Annotated in this window: 20 protein-coding genes and 2 pseudogenes; 14 read left to right on the top strand and 8 right to left on the bottom strand. The window is 60.4% G+C overall.

The window, feature by feature from the left end; translation table 11 throughout:
* Positions 1-29: 29 nt before the first annotated feature.
* Positions 30-2,771, bottom strand: coding sequence for an aconitate hydratase AcnA (gene acnA / locus JTY93_RS18210; RefSeq protein ID WP_205477424.1), 2,742 nt, complete (start codon positions 2,769-2,771; stop codon positions 30-32).
* Positions 2,772-2,961: 190 nt separating this feature from the next.
* Between acnA and rlmM the strand changes: the two genes are divergently transcribed.
* Positions 2,962-4,035, top strand: a complete 1,074-nt coding sequence (rlmM, locus tag JTY93_RS18205) for a 23S rRNA (cytidine(2498)-2'-O)-methyltransferase RlmM (protein WP_029300064.1) — start codon at positions 2,962-2,964, stop codon at positions 4,033-4,035.
* A 143-nt stretch (positions 4,036-4,178) separates the two neighbouring features.
* A complete protein-coding gene (gene tusA / locus JTY93_RS18200) occupies positions 4,179-4,430 on the top strand; it encodes a sulfurtransferase TusA (RefSeq protein ID WP_205477423.1) in 252 nt (83 codons plus the stop codon).
* 159 nt (positions 4,431-4,589) lie between these two features.
* Here tusA and JTY93_RS18195 read toward each other — a convergent pair whose 3' ends face one another.
* Complete coding sequence (locus JTY93_RS18195) at positions 4,590-5,897, bottom strand: MATE family efflux transporter (RefSeq protein WP_275899790.1); 1,308 nt, start codon at positions 5,895-5,897, stop codon at positions 4,590-4,592.
* 217 nt (positions 5,898-6,114) lie between these two features.
* On the opposite strand from JTY93_RS18195, the gene pdxB reads away from it, so the two are divergent.
* Positions 6,115-7,260: a 4-phosphoerythronate dehydrogenase PdxB gene (gene pdxB / locus JTY93_RS18190; RefSeq protein ID WP_205477422.1), complete on the top strand. Its 1,146-nt coding sequence runs from the start codon at positions 6,115-6,117 to the stop codon at positions 7,258-7,260.
* 42 nt (positions 7,261-7,302) lie between these two features.
* On the opposite strand, the gene JTY93_RS18185 is transcribed toward pdxB, so the two are convergent.
* Entirely contained in the window at positions 7,303-7,476 is a 174-nt protein-coding gene (locus JTY93_RS18185) for a PA1571 family protein (protein ID WP_205477421.1), read from the bottom strand.
* 245 nt (positions 7,477-7,721) lie between these two features.
* On the opposite strand from JTY93_RS18185, the gene JTY93_RS18180 reads away from it, so the two are divergent.
* A complete protein-coding gene (locus JTY93_RS18180; RefSeq protein WP_205477428.1) occupies positions 7,722-9,497 on the top strand; it encodes an ABC transporter transmembrane domain-containing protein in 1,776 nt (591 codons plus the stop codon).
* Between the two features lie 64 nt (positions 9,498-9,561).
* On the opposite strand, the pseudogene JTY93_RS18175 reads toward JTY93_RS18180, so the two are convergent.
* Positions 9,562-11,491, bottom strand: a pseudogene (locus tag JTY93_RS18175) (transglycosylase SLT domain-containing protein).
* A gap of 212 nt (positions 11,492-11,703) precedes the next feature.
* Here JTY93_RS18175 and JTY93_RS18170 point away from each other — a divergent pair.
* Positions 11,704-13,620 carry an ATP-binding cassette domain-containing protein gene (locus tag JTY93_RS18170; RefSeq protein ID WP_205477419.1) on the top strand — a complete coding sequence of 639 codons (1,917 nt, stop codon included), beginning with the start codon at positions 11,704-11,706 and terminating at the stop codon, positions 13,618-13,620.
* 87 nt (positions 13,621-13,707) lie between these two features.
* On the opposite strand, the gene JTY93_RS18165 is transcribed toward JTY93_RS18170, so the two are convergent.
* Positions 13,708-14,145 (bottom strand): universal stress protein, encoded by a 438-nt coding sequence (locus JTY93_RS18165; protein WP_029300080.1) that lies wholly within the window; start codon positions 14,143-14,145, stop codon positions 13,708-13,710.
* Between the two features lie 95 nt (positions 14,146-14,240).
* On the opposite strand from JTY93_RS18165, the pseudogene JTY93_RS18160 reads away from it, so the two are divergent.
* Positions 14,241-14,679 (top strand): annotated as a pseudogene (locus tag JTY93_RS18160) (hypothetical protein).
* Positions 14,680-14,725: 46 nt separating this feature from the next.
* On the opposite strand, the gene JTY93_RS18155 reads toward JTY93_RS18160, so the two are convergent.
* The gene (locus JTY93_RS18155; protein ID WP_205477418.1) at positions 14,726-14,878 is read right to left on the bottom strand and encodes a hypothetical protein; all 153 of its coding nucleotides are present in this window, start codon (positions 14,876-14,878) and stop codon (positions 14,726-14,728) included.
* 367 nt (positions 14,879-15,245) lie between these two features.
* Here JTY93_RS18155 and fadB point away from each other — a divergent pair, with 367 nt between their 5' ends.
* The 6 genes from fadB (at position 15,246) to JTY93_RS18125 (ending at position 22,761) form a co-directional block, all read left to right on the top strand.
* Positions 15,246-17,393, top strand: a complete 2,148-nt coding sequence (gene fadB / locus JTY93_RS18150) for a fatty acid oxidation complex subunit alpha FadB (RefSeq protein ID WP_057438519.1) — start codon at positions 15,246-15,248, stop codon at positions 17,391-17,393.
* A 29-nt stretch (positions 17,394-17,422) separates the two neighbouring features.
* Complete coding sequence (gene fadA, locus JTY93_RS18145; RefSeq protein ID WP_029300086.1) at positions 17,423-18,598, top strand: acetyl-CoA C-acyltransferase FadA; 1,176 nt, start codon at positions 17,423-17,425, stop codon at positions 18,596-18,598.
* 94 nt (positions 18,599-18,692) lie between these two features.
* Complete coding sequence (locus JTY93_RS18140) at positions 18,693-18,929, top strand: DUF1653 domain-containing protein (RefSeq protein WP_169992521.1); 237 nt, start codon at positions 18,693-18,695, stop codon at positions 18,927-18,929.
* A gap of 114 nt (positions 18,930-19,043) precedes the next feature.
* Positions 19,044-21,665, top strand: a complete 2,622-nt coding sequence (gene topA, locus JTY93_RS18135; RefSeq protein ID WP_169992519.1) for a type I DNA topoisomerase — start codon at positions 19,044-19,046, stop codon at positions 21,663-21,665.
* 142 nt (positions 21,666-21,807) lie between these two features.
* Positions 21,808-22,329, top strand: coding sequence for a DUF6586 family protein (locus JTY93_RS18130; RefSeq protein WP_029300090.1), 522 nt, complete (start codon positions 21,808-21,810; stop codon positions 22,327-22,329).
* Positions 22,330-22,527: 198 nt separating this feature from the next.
* Positions 22,528-22,761 carry a hypothetical protein gene (locus JTY93_RS18125; RefSeq protein ID WP_029300092.1) on the top strand — a complete coding sequence of 78 codons (234 nt, stop codon included), beginning with the start codon at positions 22,528-22,530 and terminating at the stop codon, positions 22,759-22,761.
* Positions 22,762-22,911: 150 nt separating this feature from the next.
* Here JTY93_RS18125 and sulA read toward each other — a convergent pair whose 3' ends face one another.
* Positions 22,912-23,391 carry an SOS-induced cell division inhibitor SulA gene (sulA, locus tag JTY93_RS18120; protein WP_205477417.1) on the bottom strand — a complete coding sequence of 160 codons (480 nt, stop codon included), beginning with the start codon at positions 23,389-23,391 and terminating at the stop codon, positions 22,912-22,914.
* 10 nt (positions 23,392-23,401) lie between these two features.
* The gene (lexA, locus tag JTY93_RS18115; RefSeq protein WP_029300096.1) at positions 23,402-24,010 is read right to left on the bottom strand and encodes a transcriptional repressor LexA; all 609 of its coding nucleotides are present in this window, start codon (positions 24,008-24,010) and stop codon (positions 23,402-23,404) included.
* 263 nt (positions 24,011-24,273) lie between these two features.
* Here lexA and JTY93_RS18110 point away from each other — a divergent pair, with 263 nt between their 5' ends.
* Both JTY93_RS18110 and nagZ read left to right on the top strand, forming a co-directional pair.
* A complete protein-coding gene (locus tag JTY93_RS18110) occupies positions 24,274-24,981 on the top strand; it encodes a TetR/AcrR family transcriptional regulator (protein WP_169992513.1) in 708 nt (235 codons plus the stop codon).
* A 152-nt stretch (positions 24,982-25,133) separates the two neighbouring features.
* Positions 25,134-26,132: a beta-N-acetylhexosaminidase gene (nagZ, locus tag JTY93_RS18105; RefSeq protein WP_205477427.1), complete on the top strand. Its 999-nt coding sequence runs from the start codon at positions 25,134-25,136 to the stop codon at positions 26,130-26,132.
* The last annotated feature ends 3 nt before the right edge of the window (positions 26,133-26,135 follow it).

Raw genomic sequence — 26,135 nt, 5'->3', positions numbered from 1 at the left:
GAAGGCGGTGTTTTGTCTGGCTTGAGGCGTTACGAAGCAATCAACTGACGCAGCACGTAATGCAGAATCCCGCCCGCCTTGAAGTATTCAACTTCATTGAGGGTGTCAATCCGGCACAGCACCTCGACCTTCTCGCTGCGCCCGTCTTCGCGGGTAATTACCAGCGTCAGGTTCATGCGTGGCTCGATCTCGGCATCGGTCAGGCCGAGAATATCGATCTTCTCCTTGCCGGTCAGTTGCAGCGCCTTGCGGTTCTGGTCCAGTTTGAACTGCAATGGCAGCACGCCCATGCCCACCAGGTTGGAACGGTGGATGCGCTCGAAGCTCTCGGCGATCACCGCCTTGACGCCCAGCAGGTTGGTGCCCTTGGCGGCCCAGTCGCGACTGGAACCGGTGCCGTACTCCTGGCCGGCGATCACCACCAACGGCGTGCCGGACGCCTGGTATTGCATGGCAGCGTCGTAGATCGGCATCTTCTCGCCGGTGGGAATGTAGAGGGTGTTGCCACCTTCTTCGCCACCGAGCATTTCGTTGCGGATCCGGATGTTGGCGAAGGTGCCGCGCATCATCACTTCATGGTTGCCGCGGCGCGAGCCGTAGGAGTTGAAGTCCCGTGGTTCCACGCCCTGTTCGCGCAGGTAGCGGCCCGCCGGGCTATCGGCCTTGATATTGCCAGCAGGGGAGATGTGGTCGGTGGTCACCGAATCGCCAAGCAGGGCCAGGATATTGGCGCCCTGCACATCCTTGATCACCGGCAGCGGCCCGGCGATGTCATCGAAAAACGGTGGGTGCTGGATATAGGTGGAGTCTTTTTGCCACACATAGGTCGCGGCCTGGGGCACTTCAATGGCTTGCCACTGTTCGTCACCGGCAAACACCTCGGCGTATTCCTTATGGAACATGCTGGTGCTGACCTGGGCCACCGCGTCGGCGATCTCCTGGCTGCTGGGCCAGATATCGCGCAGGTAGACAGGCGCACCATCCTTGCCGGTGCCCAGGGGCTCGCTGCTGATATCGATGCGCACGGTCCCGGCAAGGGCATAGGCCACCACCAGGGGCGGCGAGGCCAGCCAGTTGGTTTTCACCAGGGGGTGCACGCGGCCTTCGAAGTTACGGTTGCCGGACAGCACCGACGCCACAGTCAGGTCGGCTTTCTGGATGGCTTTCTCGATGGGCTCCGGCAATGGCCCGGAGTTGCCGATACAGGTGGTGCAGCCATAACCCACCAGGTCGAAGCCCAGTTGGTCGAGGTACGGCGTCAGGCCGGCGGCGTTGTAGTAGTCGGTGACCACCTTGGAGCCAGGCGCCAGGGAGCTTTTTACCCACGGCTTGCGGGTCAGGCCCTTTTCCACGGCTTTTTTCGCGACCAGGCCGGCGGCCATCATCACGCTGGGGTTGGAGGTGTTGGTGCAGGAGGTAATCGCGGCGATCACCACCGCGCCGTTTTTCAGGCGATAGGTCTGGCCTTCGAAGGCGTAGTCGGCTTCGCCCACCAGGTCGGCATTACCCACGGCGACACCGCCGCCGCCTTCGCTTTCCAGGCGGCCTTCTTCCTTGCTCGCGGGTTTGAACTGCAAGTCGAGGAAGTCACTGAACGCTTGACCCACATCCGGCAGCGAGACCCGGTCCTGCGGGCGTTTTGGTCCGGCCAGGCTGGCTTCGACGCTGGCCATGTCCAGGGCCAGGCTGTCCGTGAATACCGGTTCTTCACCGGCATTGCGCCACAGGCCCTGAGCCTTGGTATAGGCCTCGACCAGCTTGACGGTGGCGTCTGGCCGGCCGGAGAGGCGCAAGTAGTCCAGCGTCACGTCATCCACCGGGAAAAAGCCACAAGTGGCGCCATATTCCGGTGCCATGTTGGCAATGGTGGCGCGGTCGGCCAGGGGCAGGTCAGCCAGGCCGTCGCCATAGAACTCGACGAATTTGCCCACCACGCCTTTTTTACGCAGCATTTGCGTGACTGTCAGCACCAGGTCGGTGGCGGTGATGCCTTCTTTGAGTTTGCCGGTGAGCTTGAAGCCAATCACTTCCGGGATCAGCATCGATACCGGCTGGCCAAGCATCGCCGCTTCCGCCTCGATACCGCCCACGCCCCAGCCCAAAACGCCGAGGCCGTTGATCATGGTGGTGTGGGAGTCGGTGCCCACCAGGGTGTCGGGGAAGGCGTAGGTGCGGTCATCTTCATCCTTGGTCCACACGGTGCGGCCCAGGTATTCCAGGTTGACTTGGTGACAGATGCCGGTACCCGGCGGTACCACGCTGAAATTATCAAAGGCGCTCTGGCCCCAGCGCAGGAACGCATAGCGCTCACCGTTGCGCTGCATTTCGATATCGACGTTTTGCTCGAAGGCGTCGGCGTTGCCGAACTTGTCGACCATCACCGAGTGGTCAATCACCAGGTCCACCGGCGACAGCGGGTTGATGCGCTGTGGATCGCCACCGGCCTTGGCCACGGCGGCGCGCATGGCGGCCAGGTCGACCACGGCGGGCACGCCGGTAAAGTCCTGCATCAGCACCCGGGCCGGACGGTACTGGATCTCGCGGTCGGAGCGCCGCTCCTTGAGCCAGGCGGCAAGCGCCTTGAGGTCGGCGCCGGTCACGGTTTTTCCGTCCTCCCAGCGCAGCAGGTTTTCCAGCAGCACCTTGAGGGACATCGGCAATTTGTCCAGGTCACCCAGGCTCTTGGCGGCTTCGGGCAAGCTGAAATAGTGGTAAGTCTTGCTGTCGACTTGCAGGGTCTTAAGGGTTCTCAGGCTATCAACGGATGACATCACATGACTCCTTATGGTCCGCACGGCTACGGACCTGACGGGACGAACAGAGCTTACAAGCTAGCCCTGTTTTCAGTAGCAGGCTAATAACTGGACTCTATGGACAAGTCCAAGGTTCCGAACTCAGCTATCATGCGCGCGTTTTCATGACAGGCCTTGCGCTACAGCAAGCGTGTTACCAGGAGAGTTGATGAACACCCTTTTTATGCATTGCCGCCCGGGTTTTGAAGGCGAAGTCTGTTCCGAGATTGCGGAACACGCCGCGCGCCTGAACGTTTCCGGCTATGCCAAGGCCAAGACCGGCAGCGCCTGCGCCGAATTCGTTTGCACTGAAGAAGACGGCGCCCAGCGCCTGATGCGCGGCCAACGCTTTGCCGAACTGATCTTCCCGAGGCAGTGGGCGCGTGGGGTTTTCATCGATCTGCCGGAAACCGACCGCATCAGCGTGATCCTTGCGCACCTGCGCGATTTCCCGGTGTGTGGCAGCCTGTGGCTGGAAATGGTCGATACCAACGATGGCAAGGAACTGTCGAACTTCTGCAAGAAATTCGAAGTGCACCTGCGCAAGGCCCTGCTGGCCGCCGGCAAACTGGTCGAAGACCCGAGCAAGCCGCGCCTGCTGCTGACCTTCAAGAGCGGCCGCGAAGTGTTTATGGGCCTGGCCGAGTCAAATAACTCGGCCATGTGGCCGATGGGCATCCCCCGCCTGAAATTCCCCCGTGACGCGCCAAGCCGTTCGACCTTGAAGCTGGAAGAGGCCTGGCACCACTTTATCCCCCGAGACCAGTGGGACGAGCGCCTGCACGGCGACATGACCGGCGTCGACCTCGGCGCCGCGCCGGGCGGCTGGACCTGGCAATTGGTCAACCGGGGCATGCTGGTGACGGCGATCGATAACGGGCCGATGGCCGAAAGCCTGATGGACACCGGCCTGGTGCAACACTTGATGGCGGATGGTTTTACCTTCACCCCCAAGCAGCCGGTGGACTGGATGGTCTGCGATATCGTCGAGAAACCGGCGCGCAACGCGGCTCTGCTGGAAACCTGGATCGGCGAAGGTCATTGCCGCGAAGCGGTGGTCAACCTCAAATTGCCGATGAAACAGCGTTACGCCGAGGTGAAGCGCCTGCTGGAGCGCATCGAAGAAGGCTTCAAGGCGCGGGGCATTCGCGTGGAAATCGGCTGCAAGCAGCTGTACCACGACCGCGAGGAAGTCACCTGCCACCTGCGCCGCCTGGACGTAAAGAAACCCAAGGCCCGTTGATCCTATGGCTGGCGCCGCTCCAAAATGTGGGAGCGGGCTTGCCCGCGATAGCGTTATAACAGTCGAAATCAATGTTGAATGTGCCCACGTCATCGCGGGCAGCCCGCTCCCATACAGGGGCGGATCTGTTTTCGGAGTGAAGTATGAGTCAGTTTTCGGATTTACCCGTCGACGGCATCCTCGACGCCACCGGCCTCAACTGCCCGGAACCGGTGATGATGCTGCACCAGCACATCCGCGACCTGGCGCCGGGCGGCCTACTTAAAGTCATCGCGACCGATCCCTCGACCCGCCGCGATATCCCCAAGTTCTGCGTGTTCCTGGACCATGAACTGGTGGAGCAGCGCGAAGAGGCCGGTACTTACCTGTACTGGATCCGCAAGAAGGCCACCTGAGACTGATACCTACTGTAGGAGCGAGCTTGTCTCCGGGCGGCGTTCCGACGAAAAAAATGTTAACGATAACGCGAGAAAACTGACACCCCGCGTCGCTCTCAGGTTTCTCGTCGGAACGCCGCCCGGAGACAAGCTCGCTCCTACAGTGGGCAGTCGCGCTTAAACCTGGCGGATGCGCTTGCGCGCACTGCGTGCCAGGCGCACCACCAGCATCGCCGCTGCGCAACTGAGGCCGACGATCAGCCCCTGCCACAAGCCGCTCGGGCCGTTGGCCTGGCCCAGCCAGTCGGTCAGCCCCAGCAAGTAGCCTACCGGCAAGCCCACGCCCCAATAGGCGAACAGGGTCAGGATCATGGTCACCCGGGTGTCCTGATAACCGCGCAGGGCGCCGGCGGCCGTGACCTGGATCGCATCGGAAAACTGGAACAGCGCCGCGAACACAATCAGCATCGCCGCCACCTGGACCGCTAGCGGGTCGGCGGTGTAGATCGTGGCGATCTGCTCGCGGAACAACAGCATCAGGCTGCACGACAGGCAGGCATAGGCCAGTGCGGTGCCCATCCCCACGCCTGCGGCGAAGCGTGCTTCTCGGGGTTCGCCACGGCCCAGGGCCTGGCCGACCCGCACGGTCACGGCCATGCTCAGGGAGTAGGGAATCATGAACACCAGTGAGCTGAAGTTCAGGGCGATCTGGTGCCCGGCCACCACGGTTGCGCCCAAGCTGCCGATCAGCAGGGCGATCACCGCAAAGATGCTCGACTCGGCAAACACCGCGATGCCAATCGGCAGGCCGATGCCCAGGATGCGCTTGATCACCGACCATTTTGGCCAGTCGAAGCGCTTGAATAACTCGCTGGCCTGATAGGCCGGTGCCCAGCGGGTCCAGGCGGCGAAGCCCAGCATCATCGCCCACATCACAATCCCGGTGGCCCAGCCGCAGCCTACGCCGCCCATGGCTGGCACACCGAAATGGCCGTAGATGAACACGTAGTTCAGCGGGATGTTCAACGCCAGCCCGCCCAGGCCGAGGATCATGCTCGGGCGCGTGCGGCCCAGGCCGTCACTGAAACAGCGCAGCACGTAATACAGCGCCACCGCCGGCATGCCCGCAGCGATGCCGTGCAGGTAGCCCATGCAGGGGGCGATCAGCTCGGGGTCGACGTTCATTGCATGCAGGATCGGCTCGGCGCTGATCAGCAGTAATGAGGCGGTACATCCCACCACCAGCGCCAGCCACAATGCCTGGCGTACCAGCGGGCCGATCTCGGTATGGCTGCCGGCGCCAAAGCGCTGGGCGACTTTGGGGGTGGTGGCCAGCAAGGTCCCGGTCATCAATAGATACACCGGAATCCAGATGGAGTTGCCCAGGGCCACCGCCGCCAGGTCTCGCGCACTGACGCGCCCGGCCATCACCGCATCGACAAACCCCATGGCGGTGGTTGCCAGTTGCCCGATCATGATGGGCAAGGCCAGCGCCAGCAGGCTATAGACTTCCCGGCGAACGCGGGCGGGGCGGGAGAGGGGGCAGAGTGGCAGTGTTCACGTGCAGATGTCCGATAAGGGGAGCGCAGGACGGCGCATTCTACGCCTTGACGGATAGGTCAGGAAAATACCTGTGTAGTGGATTTGTAAACGTTCCGGCGGCCGGTGCCTGTACACTGCTGGTCCGCCAAAGGAGCCTGCCATGCTGATTGTTGCCGACGAAAATATCCCGCTGCTCGATGCGTTCTTTGAAGGTTTCGGCGAGATCCGCCGGGTGTCGGGCCGCGCCATCGACCGCGCCGCCATTGAACAGGCCGATGTGCTGCTGGTGCGTTCGGTGACCAACGTCAACCGCGCGTTGCTGGAGGGCACGGCGGTACGGTTTGTCGGCACCTGCACCATCGGCACCGATCACCTGGACCTCGATTACTTTCAAAGGGCCGGGATCCAATGGTCCAGCGCGCCGGGCTGCAACGCTCGTGGTGTGGTGGACTATGTGCTGGGCAGCCTGCTGACCCTGGCTGAAATCGAAGGTGCCGACCTGACCCAGCGTACCTATGGCATCGTCGGTGCCGGTGAGGTGGGCGGGCGCCTGGTCAAGGTGCTCAAGGGCCTGGGCTGGAAAGTGCTGGTCTGCGATCCGCCACGCCAGGCCACCGAAGAAGGCGATTACGTGAGCCTGGAGCAGATCATCGAGCAGTGCGATGTGATCAGCCTGCACACCCCTCTGAAAAAATCCGGCAATGGCTCGACTTGGCACCTGCTGGATCGCCAGCGTCTTGAGCAGCTCAAGCCAGGCACTTGGCTGATCAACGCCAGCCGTGGTCCGGTGGTGGATAACACAGCGCTGCGCGAAGTGTTGCTGGAGCGCGAAGATTTGCAGGCAGTGCTGGACGTGTGGGAAGGCGAGCCTGAAGTGGATGTGGAGCTGGCCGAGTTGTGCGTGCTGGCGACTCCGCACATCGCCGGCTACAGCCTTGACGGCAAGCAGCGCGGCACGGCGCAGATCTACCAGGCGCTGTGCGCGCACCTTGGCCAGCCGGCAAATATTTCGTTGAGTGACCTGCTGCCTGAACCCTGGCTGGCTGAGGTCACCCTCAATGCCAGCACTGATCCGGCCTGGGCCCTGGCGACGTTGTGCCGCAGCGTCTACGACCCGCGACGTGACGACGCGGATTTCCGCCGTAGCCTGGTAGGAACAGTGGAAGAACAGCGCAAGGCATTCGACCTGCTGCGCAAGCACTACCCAGAGCGCCGCGAGATCGATGGTTTGAAAGTGCGGATCAATGGTGAGTCGCCAGCTTTGTCGAGCATTGTCGATGCACTAGGAGCACAAAAAAACGCATAAAAAACCGGCCACTTGGGCCGGTTCTGAAAGAGCTGGGGCGTATCAGCCTTGCTGGGCAGGCTTGACCAGTTTCTGCTCCAGTTCGGCGCAGGCGCCCTGGATCATCTCTTCGGTAATCTGTACTTCGCGGCCATGGGCATCGATGTACGAGCAAGGCAACTGCTGTGGCTGGCGGATTACTTCAACTTTGTCAGTGCTGCTATTTTGCAAGGACATGGCCTGTCTCCTCATCAGGTTGTGTACCTACTCTAATTCCCCCGCGTGACCGAGCTGTTACAACTCCTTAGCCCGACGGCGGATTGAATGCCCAGTCCAGCAGAAATCGTGCTGGATTTCCAGCCGGACTTTAGACCGTTAGCCTCTAGGGCCTAATCTTGCCGGGCATAACTAACCTGACTCATTGTGATTTACCCAAGTTCAATCCGATTGCGGTGTAGGCTTGAGGTTGTCTTCCTCAGGTGATGCTCTCCATGCTTTCTGCCCGTCAACGCCGCGCCATTCGCCTGGCTACCCGCTTTATTGCCCCGTACCGCTGGCAGGCCGTCGGCGCCTTGCTCGCACTGATCGTCACCGCAGGGATTACCTTGTCCATGGGCCAGGGCATCCGCCTGTTGGTGGATCAGGGCTTCATGACCCAATCGCCACACTTGCTCAACCAGTCCATCGGCCTGTTCATGATCCTCGTGCTGGGCCTGGCGGTGGGCACGTTTGCACGCTTCTACCTGGTGTCGTGGATCGGTGAGCGGGTGGTCGCGGACATTCGCAGGCTGGTGTTCAACCATCTGATCTACCTGCACCCGGGGTTTTACGAGAACAATCGCAGCTCGGAAATCCAGTCACGCCTGACCGCCGACACCACCTTGCTGCAATCGGTGATCGGTTCATCCCTGTCGCTGTTTCTGCGCAATGCGTTGATGGTGATCGGCGGGATTGTGTTGCTGTTTATCACCAACCCCAAGCTCACCAGCATTGTGGTGGTGGCGTTGCCGCTGGTGTTGGCGCCGATCCTGATCTTCGGCCGGCGCGTACGCAGCCTGTCGCGCCAGAGCCAGGATCGGATTGCAGACGTAGGCAGCTACGTCTCCGAGACCCTGGGCCAGATCAAGACGGTGCAGGCCTACAACCATCAAGTGCAGGATGAGCAGCGCTTCGCGGTGACAGTGGAGGAGGCGTTCACCACGGCACGCAAGCGTATCGTCCAGCGCGCCTGGCTGATTACCCTGGTGATTGTGCTGGTTCTGGGCGCCGTCGGGGTGATGCTGTGGGTGGGCGGCATGGATGTGATCGCCGGGCGCATCTCCGGCGGCGAGCTGGCGGCCTTTGTGTTCTATAGCCTGATCGTCGGCAGCGCCTTTGGCACCTTGAGCGAGGTGATCGGCGAGTTGCAACGGGCGGCAGGCGCGGCGGAGCGGATTGCCGAACTGTTGCAGTCGAACAATGACATCCAGGCGCCGGCCACGGGGCTGATCACGTTGGCGCAGCGGGTCAGTGGCCGCCTGGAGTTGCAGGATCTGTACTTTTCCTACCCGTCGCGTCCCGATCGCTTTGCCATCGAAGGCCTGAGTCTGAGCATCCGGGCCGGTGAAACCCTGGCCCTGGTCGGCCCGTCCGGAGCGGGCAAGTCCACCCTGTTCGACTTGTTGCTGCGCTTCTACGACCCGCAACAGGGGCGGGTGCTGCTCGAAGGCCAGCCGCTGACCAGCCTGGACCCCTTGGACCTGCGCCGCTGTTTTGCTCTGGTATCCCAGAGCCCGGCGCTGTTTTTTGGCAGCGTCGAAGACAACATCCGCTACGGCAACCCAAAGGCCAGTTTCGCCCAGGTCGAAGAGGCGGCGCGCATTGCCCACGCCCATGACTTCATCCTGCAAATGCCCGATGGCTACCAGACCCACCTGGGTGATGGTGGCATGGGCCTTTCCGGTGGGCAGCGCCAGCGCCTGGCAATTGCCCGGGCCTTGTTGGTAGATGCGCCGATCCTGCTGCTGGACGAAGCCACCAGCGCCCTGGACGCCCAGAGCGAGCACCTGATCCAACAGGCATTGCCGCAACTGATGGAAGGGCGCACCACCCTAGTGATCGCCCACCGCCTGGCCACGGTGAAAAACGCCGATCGGATTGCGGTGATGGATCAGGGGAAATTGGTCGCGGTGGGCACCCATCAACAACTGATCGCCACCAACCCGCTGTATGCGCGGCTGGCGGCCCTGCAATTTAGCGATGGTCACGACGAACCCTAAAAAAAATGCCCGCGTCTCACAACGCGGGCACTTGCAGCTTCAAGCGGGCAGCTTTTACCTGCTGTTACTGGTCATCAAAATAACGCTCGTGCCAATCCACCAATGGCTGTGGCGAGTTGAGCTTCTGCCCGTAGATCACCGAATAAGACAGCACGTTCTGCACATACTGACGGGTTTCGTCGAACGGAATGCTTTCCACCCACACATCGAAACTCAGGTGATCGGCGCCGCGCAGCCATTGGCGTACGCGCCCTGGGCCGGCGTTGTAGGCGGCGGAGGCGAGCACGCGGTTACCGTTGAACTGGCTGTGAACCTGGCTCAGGTAGGCGGCGCCGAGCTGGATATTCTTGTCCGGGTCCAGCACTTGCTGGGGTGATGCCAGCGGGATGCTGAACTTGCGTGCGGTTTCCTTGGCGGTGGCGGGCATCAGTTGCATCAGGCCGCTGGCGCCGACGCCGGAACGGGCGTCATCCATAAAGGCGCTTTCCTGGCGGGTGATGGCAAACACCCAACTCGAATGCAGGCCACGGACCTTGGCTTCACGCACCAGGGTGTCGCGGTGGGCCATGGGGAAGCGGATATCCAGGTCGTCCCAGTACTTGGCCTGGCTGATGGTACGGATCGCCGGGAAGTACCATTTCATGTCATAGGCTAGCTTAGCCTGGGCGACCATTTCGTCACGGTTGAAGTGGCGGCTGACGTGATACCACTCGCGACGGCCGTCGACGATCTGGCCACGGGCATAAAACTCCAGGGCGCGACGCACACCCGCAGTGTTACGTACCTTGTTGATCAGCGCGTGGCTCATGACCAGCGGTTGGTTGTTCAGTTGATAGGGTGCCTGGGAGCGATCTGCGGCAAGGAAACCATAAAAATCCCGCTCCTTGGCCAGGCCTTTGTACAGCACCAGCGCTTGCGGGTTCTTCGGCTCGGCCAGTTCCAGCGCGCGGGCCTGCCAGTAGCGCCAGCGGTTGGTGGTGGCGAGGTCCTGGGGCAGCTTGCGGGTCAACTGGTAGGCATCTTCCCAGCGGGCCAGACGCAGCAGCAGGCGCAGGCGCCATTCGGAGACGGTATTGTCACGCAGCTCCGGATCATATTTGGTCATCACGTCCAGGGCGCGGGGGTCGTAGCGGCGCGCCAGGGTCAGGCCGATTTCCCGGGCGATGGACACTTTTTCATCACGGGAGAAGTGCATGCTGCTGGCATACCCATCCAGCAGGGCCATGGCTTGTTCCGGGTCCTGGCGCGCCAGGCGGCGCAGGGCCCAGGCCGACGGCGTCGGACATGGCTTCTGTGGCGGGCAGGAAGCGCGATGGGTCGCTGAGCATGGTGGGCTTTTGCGCCACATCCACCATCAGGCGGCCCTGGGCACCCAGGGTGGGCAGGGTTTTCACCAGGCTGTTGGCCAGCGGATAGTTGCGGGCTTCGGCGGCGAGCTTGGCGCGGTCCCAGATTTTCTGTTCGGTCAATTGTCCGGCGGCGGCCCATTGGCCAAAGGTGGCATCACAGGCGGCCGGTTGGGATTTGCCGGTCATCCACAGGGCTTCGGCGGTTTTGTAGCCTTCGGCCTTGAGGTTGTTGCTCAGCTGGTATTGGCCGTGCAGGCAGTCCAGCTCGGTGAAGTTGAGCTTGGCGTCGTAGTATTTTTCAAAGGTCTTCCAGTCGCCACGCTCGGCCAGCCAGCGCAACCAGCGCAGCTTCATCCAGTTGGCCTGGGGCAGGTCGCCATGCTTGGCCAGGAACTGTTCGATTTCCTGGTTACTGGCGGATTTGAGGCGTGCGGTCAGCTCGTCGTAGGCCAGGTACGGCGTCAGCGGGTAATCGGCCAGGGCCTGGCTGTATTGCATGTACGGCCCGGTATCGCCTTTGGCCAGGGCACGCTTGGCTTGGTCGTAATATTGGCGTTGGGTGGTCAGGTCCACTGCCTGGGCGGTTTGGACGGCGGTGGAGGAAAGAAGCAGGCAAGATAAAAAGCTGAAAAGGCGACTGCGCATGAGACGTCCGTGCAAAGAAATCAGGACTAGTGCCGACGCTGTCGACACTGATTGCCCCTAGCTTAGCCTTTTGCTCGCAGCCGGTGAAAGCTTTGCAGGCCGCTTCGCCGAAGTTCTCAAGAAATGTCCTACAGAACGTGTCGGTCATGAAAATGCCGGCCGCTTCACCCCCCAACTCAGGTAGAATGCGCGCCCAGTTTTTGGAGAAGCGTATGACCCTGCTCAAATTCAGCGATGTGTCCCTTGCTTTCGGCGCTATGCCGTTGTTGGACAAGGTGTCCTGGCAGATCGCCCGTGGTGAGCGGGTGTGCATCATCGGCCGCAACGGCACCGGCAAGTCCAGCATGATGAAGCTGGTCAAGGGCGACCAGAAGCCCGATGACGGCTCCGTGTGGCGTGCCCCGGGCCTGAAGATCGGCGAATTGCCGCAAGAATTGCCGGTGGCCGACGAACGGACCGTGTTCGACGTGGTTGCCGAAGGCCTCGATGGCGTAGGCGAATTGCTTGCCCAGTACCATCACCTGGCGCAGAACTGCGTCACCGACGCTGACCTGGACAAGCTGATGCACGTCCAGCAAGACCTCGAAGCCCGTGATGGCTGGCGCTTGCAGCAACTGGTCGACAGCACCTTGAGCCGCCTGCAATTGCCGGCTGACAAGACCCTTGCCGAACTGTCCGGCGGCTGGCGTCGCCGCGTGCTGCTGGCCCAGGCCCTGGTGTCCGAGCCGGACCTGCTGCTGCTCGACGAACCGACCAACCACCTGGATATCGGCGCGATTGCCTGGCTGGAAGAAGCCCTCAAGGACTTTCAGGGCGCCGTGCTGTTTATCACGCACGACCGTTCTTTTTTGCAGAACCTCGCCACGCGCATCCTCGAACTGGATCGCGGCGGCCTGATCGACTGGAACGGCGACTACGCCAGCTTCCTGGTGCACAAGGAAGCCACCCTGGCCGCTGAAGAAACCGCCAACGCGCTGTTCGACAAAAAGCTGGCCCAGGAAGAAGTCTGGATCCGCCAGGGCATCAAGGCGCGCCGTACCCGTAACGAAGGCCGCGTACGCGCCCTGAAAGCCTTGCGTGTCGAGCGCAGCGAACGTCGCGAGCGCACCGGCAAGGCCAACATCCAGCTGGATACCGCCGACAAGTCGGGCAAGCAGGTCATGGTCCTGGAGAACGTCAGCTTCCATCACCCGGATGGCCCGTTCCTGATCAAGGACTTCTCCATGGTCCTGCAGCGTGGCGACCGCATCGGCTTGCTGGGCGCCAACGGTACCGGCAAGACCACTTTGCTCAAGCTGATGCTCAACGGCCTGCAACCGACCAGCGGCACCGTGGAAGAGGGCACGCGCATCGACGTGGCCTACTTCGACCAGTTGCGCCACCAGTTGGACCTGGAAAAAACCGTGATCGACAACGTCGCCGAAGGCCGCGACTTTATCGATATCGACGGCCAGAGCCGCCACGTCCTGAGCTACCTGGGCGACTTCCTGTTCAGCCCACAACGTGCCCGCACCCCGGTCAAGGCCTTGTCTGGCGGTGAGCGTGCGCGCTTGCTGCTGGCCAAGCTGTTCAGCAAGCCGGCCAACCTGCTGGTGCTCGACGAACCGACCAACGACCTCGACGTGGAAACCCTCGAACTGCTGGAAGAGGTCCTGCTGACCTTCAACGGCACCGTGCTGATGGTCAGCCACGACCGGGCATTCCTCGACAACGTGGTCACCAGTACCCTGGTCTTCGAAGGTGAAGGCAAGGTGCGCGAATACGTCGGTGGTTACCAGGACTGGCTGCGCCAGGGCGGTTCGCCGCGCCTGCTGGGCGTGACCGAGAGCAAGTCCGGCAAGGCCGACTTGAACTCTGCGGTGGTTGCACCTGCCGCTGCTGAACCTGTTCAGGACGCTGCGCCGGCGGCCAAGAAAAAGCTCAGCTACAAGCTGCAGCGTGAGCTGGAAGCCTTGCCGGGTGATATCGACGCCAAGGAGCAGCAGATCGCAGCCGTGGAAGCCGAAATGGCTGACGCAGGCTTCTACCTGCGCCCTGCGGCGGAAACTGCCAAGGTCATCGAGTCCCTGGATAAACTCAACCAGGAGCTGGAAGTGCTGGTTGAGCGTTGGGCCGAGCTGGATGCCTGATTGATTCAGCGGCAATAAAAAACCGGCGCTCTTACGAGCACCGGTTTTTTTATATGAAATGCAATTCAAGGTTAGGAGCTGGTGTTCTTACGAGCTCTTGACCAGCTTCACCGCCAGCACATCGCAAGGCGCACCGTGCAGGACGTCGTTGGCCGTCGAGCCCAGCAACAACGCCAGGCCATGACGACCATGGCTGCCGACCACGATCAGGTCGCAGTTCTGCTCTTTGGCCAGGTGGTGGATTTCCTGGCGTGGCTGACCATAGGTCAGGTGGCTTTGGTCCTTTTTCAGCGCGGGATACTTGGCAATCAGGCGGTCCAGGCGCTCCTTGGCCTGGTCGAACTGCTGCTGTTGCAGTTGCGAAAGGTCCATCGGTACGTCGCCGCCAAAGGCCATGGCCATGGGTTCGACGATATGCACCAGGGACAGCTTCACGGTATCGCCGGCAATGGCCACGGCGCGCTTGATCACCGGATCGCACTCTTCGGTCAGGTCCACGGCGACCAGAATATGTTCGTAAGTCATGAGGCGTTCCTCCAGGGGACTGCAATAAGTTCAGTATGGCTGCTTTCAAGCGGATGGGGTTGGATCCGCTCATCTAGAAATTCGGGAGTACACATATGACGGTCTGGATAGTGGTGTCAATCCTTCTAGTGGTGTTGAGCCCCCTGGCATGGCTGCGACCTTCGCGCCACCAGAGCGGGCGCATGGCCCTGCGCATGGAGGCCCGCCGCATTGGCCTGGCGATGCAGTTGTCGCCCCAGGAGTGGCCGCACTGGCTCAAGCAAGAGCCGCCCAGCCCGTGTGCGCAGTACTGTCGGCCGCGGCGGGGCAGTAAGCCGGCCCTCTGGTGTTACTGGCAGTTGGAGCCGGGGGTATGGGTCAATCAATGGAGGGAAATCTGCGTCGATGAGAAGTTGTTGCCGCATTTTGCAACGCTGCCGGATAACGTCTACAAAATCGAAGCCGATGGGCAGATGATCGCTTTGTATTGGGGGTGAGAAGGGCGAATTGAGCGTCTTGCAGAATATCAACGCCTTGCTCAAGGCTCTGGCCTGACACCGTCTGCGCCCGAAATCGTCAACGATAACGTGGCAAACCTGGTTTAACGCGGCGCGCTCAGGTTTTTCGCGAGCAAGCTCGCTTCTACAGTGATGAAATTGTAGGCAATAAAAAGCCCGACTTCATCATCGGGCTGGAGTTGGCCAGGCAGGCCGGTAATTGATTCATCACGCCGCGCATTCGCGTAGGCGTTCACACATGCGGCTAGCCTAGCCGGTTATCCGTCGCTGTACAGGCCTTTGCTGGCTGTTTTGGATTATTGATCAGGTGAATGCCTGCGCATTGATTCGGCGTAGCGGTTCTGAAATGACTGAAAAGTCGCGTTTTAGCAGCCCTTTCGAGCGATTGACAATTGTCGGAAATTGGCTGAAGGTGGCGTACCCAAATCAAACGGGCGTATGAATTGAGCGTTTGTCCTTCAGACCGTTCGTACAGAATCCCGACTATCGCGTTGGCGGGTGTGCCTGGCAAATAGGCGTTAGCATCGACGGTAACGTCTGTGTTTACGCTTCGGCCAGCGTCCGACGTGTACTGTTCAGCTTCCATATCGTGGAGATCAGTTGATGATTTACGAAGGTAAAGCCATCACGGTTAAGGCTCTTGAAAGTGGCATCGTCGAATTGAAATTCGACCTCAAGGGTGAGTCCGTCAACAAGTTCAACCGTCTAACCCTGAACGAACTGCGTCAGGCCGTAGACACCATCAAGGCTGATGCATCGATCAAAGGTGTGATCGTCTCCAGCGGCAAGGACGTGTTTATCGTCGGCGCTGACATCACCGAATTCGTCGACAACTTCAAGCTGCCCGATGCCGAGCTTGTGGCTGGCAACCTCGAAGCCAACAAGATTTTCAGCGATTTCGAAGACCTCAACGTGCCGACTGTTGCCGCGATCAATGGCATCGCTCTGGGCGGCGGTCTGGAAATGTGCCTGGCCGCGGACTTCCGCGTCATGGCCTCCAGCGCGAAAATCGGTCTGCCGGAAGTCAAGCTGGGCATCTACCCAGGCTTCGGCGGTACCGTGCGCCTGCCGCGTATCATCGGTGCCGACAATGCCATCGAATGGATTGCCGCTGGCAAGGAAAACCGTGCTGAAGACGCGCTGAAAGTAGGCGCAGTCGATGCCGTGGTTGCTCCGGAAAAGCTCGCAGAAGCTGCACTGAACCTGATCAAGGGCGCCATCAGCGGCGAATTCGACTACAAGGCCAAGCGCCAGCCGAAGCTGGAAAAGCTCAAGCTCAACGCCATCGAACAGATGATGTCGTTCGAAACCGCCAAGGGTTTCGTCGCCGGTCAAGCGGGTCCTAACTACCCGGCTCCGGTCGAAGCGATCAAGACCATCCAGAAAGCCGCGAACTTCGGTCGCGACAAAGCCCTGGAAATCGAAGCCGCCGGCTTCGTCAAACTGGCCAAGACGTCTGCTGCGCAGAGCCTGATCGGCCTGTTCCTGAACGATCAGGAATTGAAGAAAAAAGCCAAGGCCTACGACGAAATCGCCAAAGACGTGAAACAGGCTGCCGTACTGGGCGCCGGTATCATGGGCGGCGGTATCGCTTATCAGTCGGCGTCCAAAGGCACGCCGATCCTGATGAAGGACATCAACGAACACGGTATCGAGCAGGGCCTGGCGGAAGCCGCCAAACTGCTGGTGGGCCGCGTTGATAAAGGTCGCATGACCGCTGCGAAAATGGCTGAAGTGCTTAACGGCATTCGTCCTACGCTGTCCTACGGCGATTTCGGACATGTCGACCTGGTGGTCGAAGCGGTTGTCGAGAACCCGAAGGTCAAGCAAGCGGTACTGGCTGAAGTTGAAGCCCAGGTCAAAGAAGACACGATCCTGGCGTCCAACACCTCGACCATTTCCATTACCTTGCTGGCCAAGGCCCTCAAGCGTCCGGAAAACTTCGTCGGCATGCACTTCTTCAACCCGGTGCACATGATGCCGCTGGTGGAAGTGATCCGTGGCGAAAAGTCCAGCGAGTTGGCTGTTGCCACCACCGTTGCCTACGCCAAGAAAATGGGCAAGAACCCGATCGTGGTCAACGACTGCCCGGGCTTTTTGGTCAACCGTGTGCTGTTCCCGTACTTCGGCGGTTTCGCCAAGTTGGTCAGCGCGGGTGTGGACTTTGTGCGTATCGACAAGGTCATGGAGAAGTTCGGCTGGCCAATGGGCCCGGCGTACCTGATGGACGTGGTCGGTATCGACACCGGCCACCACGGTCGCGACGTCATGGCTGAAGGCTTCCCGGATCGCATGAAAGACGACCGTCGCTCGGCTGTCGATGCGCTTTACGAAGCCAAGCGCCTGGGCCAGAAGAATGGCAAGGGCTTCTACGCCTATGAGACCGACAAGAAAGGCAAGCAGAAGAAAGTTGCCGATCCATCGGTCCACGAAGTGCTGGCACCCATCGTCTACGAGCAGCGTGAAGTGTCCGACGAGGACATTATCAACTGGATGATGATCGCCCTGTGCCTGGAAACCGTACGTTGCCTGGAAGACGGCATCGTCGAAACCGCCGCCGAAGCCGATATGGGCCTGGTGTACGGTATTGGTTTCCCTCCATTCCGTGGTGGTGCGCTGCGTTACATCGACTCGATCGGTGTAGCCGAATTCGTTGCCCTGGCTGATCAATACGCTGATCTGGGCCCGCTGTACCACCCGACTGCGAAGCTGCGCGAGATGGCCAAGAATGGCCAGAGCTTCTTCGGTTAAGCGCCCAGACGACTAGAGCGAGAATATTTATGAGCTTGAATCCAAGAGACGTGGTGATTGTCGACTTCGGTCGCACACCGATGGGCCGCTCCAAGGGCGGCATGCACCGCAACACCCGTGCCGAAGATATGTCGGCGCACCTGATCAGCAAGCTGCTGGAGCGCAACGTCAAGGTCGACCCGAACGAAGTCGAGGACGTGATCTGGGGCTGCGTCAACCAGACCCTGGAGCAGGGCTGGAACATTGCGCGCATGGCCTCCTTGATGACGCAGATCCCGCACACTGCTGCCGGCCAGACCGTCAGCCGCCTGTGTGGCTCGTCGATGAGCGCGCTGCACACTGCCGCTCAGGCGATCATGACCGGTAACGGTGATGTGTTCGTGGTCGGCGGCGTGGAGCACATGGGCCACGTCAGCATGATGCACGGCGTCGATCCAAACCCGCATATGTCGCTGTACGCGGCAAAAGCCTCGGGCATGATGGGCTTGACCGCGGAAATGCTCGGCAAGATGCATGGCATCACCCGTGAAGCCCAGGACGCTTTTGGTCTGCGCTCGCACCAGCTTGCCCACAAGGCAACCCTGGAAGGGAAGTTCAAGGATGAAATCATCCCGATGAACGGCTATGACGAGAACGGTTTCCTGAAACTGTTCGACTACGACGAAACCATTCGTCCGGACACCACCCTGGAAAGCCTGGCGGCCTTGAAGCCGGCATTCAATCCAAAGGGCGGCACCGTGACTGCCGGTACTTCGTCGCAGATCACCGATGGTGCTTCGTGCATGATCGTGATGTCGGCCCAGCGCGCCCAGGACCTGGGGATCCAGCCTCTGGCGGTGATCCGTTCCATGGCCGTAGCGGGTGTGGATCCGGCGATCATGGGCTATGGTCCAGTACCGGCCACACAAAAAGCCTTGAAGCGCGCAGGTCTGAGCATCTCCGACATCGACTTCTTCGAGCTCAACGAAGCTTTCGCCGCACAGGCCCTGCCAGTGCTGAAAGATTTGAAAGTGCTCGACAAGATGAACGAGAAGGTTAACCTGCACGGCGGTGCGATTGCCCTGGGCCACCCATTCGGTTGCTCCGGTGCACGTATTTCCGGCACTTTGCTTAACGTGATGAAGCAAAATGGCGGCAACCTTGGGGTTGCAACCATGTGCATTGGTCTCGGCCAAGGCATTTCCACCGTCTTCGAACGCGTCTAAGCGTTGGGTTGACGGAAGCCGGGGCCCAGTGCCCCCGGTTTTTGTTTTTTGGAATTTTTATTTTTTTTAATAAATTTTGTAAGAGGGCCAGAGCATGAAAGTCGAACCAGGGCTCTACAGGCATTACAAAGGTCCCGAGTACCGCGTTTTCAATGTGGCGCGGCACTCCGAGACCGAGGAAGAAGTGGTGTTCTACCAAGCACTGTATGGCGATTACGGCTTTTGGGTGCGTCCCTTGAGCATGTTCCTGGAGACCGTCGAAGTTGACGGCGAACAGGTCCCGCGCTTTGCTTTGGTGCAGGGTGAACCCAGTCTTTTTTCGGTGCAATAACGGCCGGTTGCGCACAATGCTGTGCTTGACCTCACTGTGTTGCCACTATATATAGCGTTGCCGCGTCAGGCGCCAACCGCCTTTCTCTTCTCGAATTCAGGAATTTTCCGATCCATGGGCAAATCGCTGGTCATTGTGGAATCCCCGGCTAAGGCCAAGACCATCAACAAGTACTTGGGTAACGAGTACGTGGTGAAGTCGAGTATCGGCCATATCCGAGACCTGCCCACCAGCGGTTCGGCTAGCGCCAGCAAGGAGCCTGCTGCCAAGCGCGGCAAGGCGGCTGCGGGCGAAGGTCCGGTGCTCTCGCCTAAAGAGAAGGCGCGTAAGCAGCTGGTCTCGCGCATGGGTGTGGACCCGGACCATGGCTGGAAGGCCAAGTACGAAATCCTTCCAGGCAAGGAAAAGGTCATCGAGGAGCTGCGCCGGCTCGCCAAGGATGCTGACACCATCTATCTCGCAACGGACTTGGACCGCGAGGGGGAAGCCATTGCCTGGCACCTGCGCGAAGCCATCGGTGGGGATGACAGCCGCTATAAACGCGTGGTGTTCAACGAAATTACCAAGAAGGCGATCCAGGAAGCCTTCTCCAAGCCGGGCGAACTGGACATTGATCGCGTCAATGCCCAGCAGGCTCGACGCTTCCTCGACCGCGTCGTCGGCTACATGGTCTCGCCACTGCTGTGGGCCAAGATCGCTCGTGGCCTGTCCGCTGGCCGTGTGCAATCGGTCGCGGTCAAGTTGGTGGTGGAGCGCGAGCGCGAGATCCGTGCGTTCATCCCTGAAGAGTACTGGGAAGTCCACGCCGACCTCGGGACCGCCAAGGGCGCTACCGTACGCTTTGACGTAGCCCGCGAGAAAGGCGAGGCCTTCAAGCCGCTCAACGAAGCTCAGGCCATGGCCGCGCTGGAAAAGCTCAAGGCTTCCAGCTACAGCATCGTCAAGCGTGAAGACAAGCCCACCAGCAGCAAGCCGTCGGCACCGTTCATCACTTCCACCCTGCAACAGGCCGCGAGCAACCGCCTGGGCTTTGGGGTGAAGAAGACGATGATGATGGCCCAGCGTCTGTACGAAGCGGGCTACATCACTTACATGCGTACCGACTCCACCAACCTGTCGGTGGACGCGGTGGCGATGGCGCGTACTTATATTGAAAGCGAGTTCGGCAAGAAGTACCTGCCGGAGAAGCCAAACGTCTATAGCAGCAAGGAAGGCGCACAAGAGGCTCACGAAGCGATTCGTCCCTCCGATGCCAATACCGAGCCAAGCAAACTCAGTGGCATGGAGCGCGACGCTGAGCGCCTCTACGAGCTGATCTGGCGCCAGTTCCTGGCTTGCCAGATGCTGCCGGCGCAATACCTGTCCACGACTGTCACCGTGGGTGCCGGGGAATTCGAGCTGCGTGCCAAGGGCCGTATCCTCAAGTTCGACGGCTACACCCGGGTGATGCCGCAAATCGCCAAGCCAGGCGACGACGACGTGTTGCCGGACATGGCCCAGGGCGATGTGATGAAGCTGATCAAGCTTGATCCGAGCCAGCACTTCACCAAGCCGCCTGCGCGTTATTCGGAAGCCAGCCTGGTTAAGGAGATGGAGAAGCGTGGCATTGGTCGTCCTTCGACCTACGCGGCGATCATTTCCACCATCCAGGACCGTGGCTACGTGGCCCTGCATAACCGTCGTTTCTATTCGGAAAAGATGGGCGATATCGTTACCGAGCGTTTGTCTGAGAGCTTCTCCAACCTGATGGACTACGGCTTTACCGCCGGCATGGAGGAGAACCTCGATGACGTGGCCCAGGGCGAGCGTGACTGGAAAAACGTACTCGACGAGTTCTATGGCGACTTCAAGAAAAAACTCGAAGTAGCCGAGAGCCCGGAAAACGGCATGCGCGCCAACCAGCCGGTGATGACGGATATTCCGTGCACCACCTGCGGGCGGCCGATGCAGATCCGCACCGCGTCTACCGGTGTGTTCCTGGGTTGCTCGGGCTATAGCCTGCCGCCCAAAGAGCGCTGCAAGGCCACGGTCAACCTGGTACCGGGTGATGAAATCGCCGCCGACGACGAGGGTGAATCCGAGTCGCTGGTGTTGCGTGGCAAGCACCGTTGCCCGATCTGCAGCACGGCCATGGATGCCTACCTGCTGGATGAGAAGCACAAGCTGCATATCTGCGGTAACAACCCGGATTGCAACGGCTACGAGATCGAAGAAGGCACCTATCGCATCAAGGGCTACGAAGGTCCGAGCCTGGAGTGCGACAAGTGCGGCAGCGAGATGCAGCTCAAGACCGGCCGTTTCGGCAAGTTCTTCGGTTGCACCAACCCGACCTGCAAGAACACCCGCAAACTGCTGAAAAGCGGTGACGCGGCGCCGCCGAAGATGGACCCGGTGAAGATGCCCGAGCTCAAGTGCGAGAAGGTCAACGACACCTACATCCTGCGTGACGGCGCTTCGGGCCTGTTCCTGGCCGCCAGCCAGTTCCCGAAAAACCGCGAGACCCGTGCACCATTGGTGATGGAGATCGTGCCGCACAAGGATGAGATCGATCCGAAGTACCACTTCCTGTGTGAAGCGCCGAAGAAGGATCCCGATGGTCGTCCGGCTGTGATCCGCTACAGCCGCAAGACCAAGGAGCAGTACGTGCAGACCGAAGTGGACGGCAAGCCTACGGGCTGGAAGGCGTTCTACGACGGCGGTAAGTGGAAGGTCGAGGACAAGCGCCAGGGCGCTTGATCTGTAGGAGCGAGCTTGCTCGCGAAGGTCGTTGACGATAACGCGATAAACCCGATGCACTGCGTTGTTCTCGGGTTTTTCGCGAGTAAACTCGCTCCTGCAAAGCCAGCATCACGTTTATGTCGTTGTGGAGACTGCCGTCATGGCTAACGAACTCTATACCCGTACCAACCAGAAAATTTACTTCGCGGGTTTGTCCCTGGAAGCCCTTGGTCGTGCCGAGGAAGGGAAGGAGATGAACGCTATCGCGCTGGTCCAGGCGGGGCGGGAGTCGGCGTTGTTCCATCTGTATGGCGCCTTGCTGGGGCTGTGTCATGAAATTGCCGGCTTCTATCGCTTGCCCCAGGCGCATGCGCCACGGGCCGAGGATATCCTGACCCGCGAGGTGCTGGAATCCCTGGCCATCCCTGAGTTGGCCGAGTTGGTGGAAATGGCCCGCAGCCCTGACAGCTGGCTGGCACGTTTGCTGGCTGCGCATTCGGCGATGTTCCAGCCCCCGCGTGTGCCGCACAAGCCCAAGGGCGATGTGACCCAGCCGCTGATTGTTGCGGTCAGTCTGGAAGACGAAGGTCCCGAGCCGCTGAGCCGGGCCGAGTTGGAGAGCTGGCGTCAGGAGCTGAAGAAGCTGGCTATCCGCTTTCGGGATGGCTTGAACGAGTGCTGAGAGGCAGAGCAATGTAGGAGCCGGCTTGCCGGCGATAACAATTGATCAAGCAATGCAAAGTTGGCCGGCAGACCGCTATCGCTGGCAAGCTAGCTCATACAGACCATTCATCAAGCCGTAAAGAAAGCTGTTCAGATCCTGAGCGAGGCCGCGTTGATGACTGATATAATGCTGGCCTTTCGTGGAGAACAGATTTTTATGCCAACGTCCTTTCTGGAAATTGTTGAATTGCCCGACGGCCGAATTGAGCTGCGCAGGGCTGAGGACGAGGGTTCTCTGGTGACTTTGGACTTTTCCGAAGATGCCAAGGCATTTCTGCAAGGCCAGCACGTGGAAGTGGCAAAAGCCATGTTGAGCGTGGGTGTGCAGATGGCGGGGCGCTTGGCTGAAGGCGAACCAGAGAAAGACGACGGTCCGCGGATTCTTCACTGAGTCCGTTTGTCGTTTTTAAGATTCAAATTCTCAATCGGCTTCTCAATCCTGTAGAAGCCTTGCGTCCATCGCAGGCACTGACCTGACGTCAGGCTGCAATCGGACGACCTGTAATACTCCCGATAACGCGTTGCGCGTCAGTCTCGGGCTTTACCCCAATCGAATGTTCAAGCTTTGTGCATCGCCTGTGCGTGCCGCACTGATCAACTGTTGCTTGGCTGAAGCGCCCAGCGGATTCAGCCAACTGACGACGGTATGGCTACGCCCCAGTCGCAACGCTTCGCAAGTCAGTTGCTGGGCGCTCTGGGTGCCGCGTGGTTGCAGCAGCAGGATACGCTCGCGGTTCAGGCCCGCATCCCGCAGCCAGGCCTGGGTCAGGCTGGAGGGCGGGGCGATCAGAGTCAGCCAGCGGGCATCCTGCTCCTCGCTCAGTTCACGCAGAATCGGAGCCAGCAAGCTCAGGCAGTTCCCGGCAGCGCCGCGCAACGACAATTCACTGAATACCTCCGGTTCGGCGGGGGCGGTCCATGGGGACTCCACCGCCTCGCTGAGGATCGGTGCAAGTGGCTGGGCCAGGAAGGCCTCAAACAGCGGCAGTTGTGTATGTTGTTGCGCGTGTGGGAACTGCATGATGCCTCCGTTAGCGGCGAATAACGCCGACACTCAAGCCTTCGATCACCAGGTCCTGATCCTTCAGGTTGACTTCAATCGGTGAAAACTCAGGGTTTTCCGCCAGCAGCCAGACTTTGCTGCCCTCGCGTTTGAAGCGCTTGACCGTCACTTCGTCGCCAATGCGCGCCACGACGATCTGACCGTTGCGTGCTTCACGGGTGGTATGGACGGCCAGCAGGTCGCCGTCGAAGATGCCCACGTCCTTCATGCTCATGCCATGGACCCGCAGCAGGTAGTCGGCGCGAGGATGGAAGAAGGTCGGGTTGATATTGCAGGACTCTTCGACGTGCTGTTGTGCAAGAATCGGCGCACCGGCAGCGACCCGGCCGATGATCGGCAGCGTCGATTCGTCAGCCTTGGCTTCGAAGCCAGGGATACGAATGCCACGGGATGCACCTGGGGTCATTTCGATTGCACCCTTGCGGGCAAGGGCCTTCAGGTGTTCTTCCGCAGCGTTGGGGGATTTGAATCCCAGCTCCAGGGCGATTTCCGCCCGGGTCGGCGGATAGCCGTTGTCGTCGAGGCAGCGCTTGATAAAAGCGAGAATCTCAGCTTGGCGTGGCGTCAGTTTTAGCATGTTGATCGCTCTGTCTTTTTATACAGTGACTGGGATTATATACAGTGAACTGCGCTTGGCAATCATCGTTTTTGCCGAGTCCGCCGGACGGTCATCCGTCGGTCCTTGCAAAGCCTGGAGATAGCGCTGCCTACAGGCCGCTGAAGATGTGATTAAATAGGTACGAATCGGGTGACTGCCCGGCCGGAAAACGGACCTGCAGGCTTGACATTGCACAGGGTGAAACGTATGTTTCAAACAAGTGTTTGTCAGGCGGAGTACCCATGGCCCAGTCGGAAACCGTTGAACGCATTCTCGATGCTGCCGAGCAGTTGTTCGCGGAAAAAGGATTTGCTGAAACTTCATTGCGGCTGATCACCAGCAAGGCTGGGGTCAACCTGGCGGCAGTGAACTATCATTTCGGCTCGAAAAAAGCCCTGATCCAGGCAGTATTCTCACGTTTCCTGGGGCCGTTCTGCATCAGTCTCGACCGTGAGCTGGAGCGGCGCCAGACCAAGCCCGACAGCAAGCCGAGCCTGGAAGAGCTGCTGGAAATCCTCGTCGAGCAAGCGCTGGTGGTACAACCACGCAGTGGCAACGACTTGTCGATCTTCATGCGTCTGCTGGGCCTGGCGTTCAGTCAGAGCCAGGGCCACTTGCGGCGTTATCTCGAAGACATGTATGGCAAGGTATTCCGTCGCTACATGCTGCTGGTGAATGAGGCGGCTCCGCGTATTCCCCCGATCGAATTGTTCTGGCGCGTACACTTCATGCTCGGCGCCGCAGCGTTCAGCATGTCCGGGATCAAGGCTTTGCGCGCCATCGCCGAGACGGATTTCGGGGTCAACACCTCCATCGAGCAGGTCATGCGCTTGATGGTGCCGTTCCTGGCTGCTGGTATGCGCGCCGAAAGTGGTGTCACCGACCCGGCCATGGCTGCCGCTCAGTTGCGCCCGCGCAGCAAGTCCGTCCCTGTGGCTGCCAAGGTTTAACCACTGGCGTCTGGGCGCCACCGCTTGCATCCGCTAAGCTAGCCGCCCATGCCGATTTCAAATATTTACCCGTACCCCACCGCCTTGCCAGGCTTGACCTGGCGAGGTAGTGGAGTGCGCGCGTCATTCAAGGAAAATTTATGACTGCTGCCCTGCAAGGCTCTTTGATGGTGGACGTCGCCGGCACCTGGCTGACGGCTGAAGATCGCCACTTGTTGCGCCAGCCTGAAGTGGGCGGCCTGATCATTTTTGCGCGCAACATCGAGCATCCGCGCCAAGTGCGGGAGTTGAGCGCCGCCATTCGCGCGGTGCGCCCGGACCTGTTGCTGGCTGTCGACCAGGAGGGTGGCCGTGTCCAGCGCCTGCGCCAGGGGTTTGTCCGCCTGCCGGCCATGCGTGCGCTGGCAGACAATCCCAATGCCGAATACCTGGCCGAGCAGTGCGGCTGGGTCATGGCTACGGAAGTGTTGGCCGTCGGCTTGGACCTGAGCTTCGCCCCAGTGCTGGACCTCGACTACCAACGCAGCGCGGTCGTAGGCACGCGCGCGTTCGAAGGTGATCCCGAGCGTGCCGCGCTGTTGGCTGGCGCCTTTATCCGGGGCATGAACAGCGCCGGCATGGCGGCCACCGGCAAACACTTTCCGGGTCACGGTTGGGCTGAGGCAGATTCCCACGTCGCCATTCCCGTGGATGAACGCAGCCTGGAGCAGCTTCGCAGCCGTGACCTGGTGCCGTTCGCGCGCTTGAGCAAGCAATTGGCCGCCGTCATGCCGGCCCATGTCATCTATCCGCAGGTCGATAACCAGCCGGCTGGCTTCTCGCGTCGCTGGCTGCAGGACATCCTGCGCGGTGAGTTGCAGTTCGATGGGGTGATTTTCAGTGATGACCTGTCCATGGCCGGTGCCCATGTGGTGGGGGATGCGGCGAGCCGTATCGAGGCGGCCTTGAGCGCAGGTTGCGATATGGGTCTGGTGTGCAATGACCGTGCGGCCGCCGAGTTGGCCCTGAGCGCCGCCCAGCGCATGAAGGTTACGCCGTCGGCACGGATTGCCCGGATGCGTGGGCAGGCGATTGCCTCGACTGACTATAAGCAGGACCCGCGTTGGTTGGCAGCGCTCTGTGCGCTTCGGGAAGCGCAGTTGATCGAATAAGCC

Source organism: Pseudomonas hygromyciniae (assembly GCF_016925675.1).
Taxonomy (GTDB): Bacteria; Pseudomonadota; Gammaproteobacteria; order Pseudomonadales; family Pseudomonadaceae; genus Aquipseudomonas; species Aquipseudomonas hygromyciniae.
The sequence above is the reverse complement of the archived record's forward strand: the minus strand, read 5'-3'. Positions and strand labels throughout refer to the sequence as shown.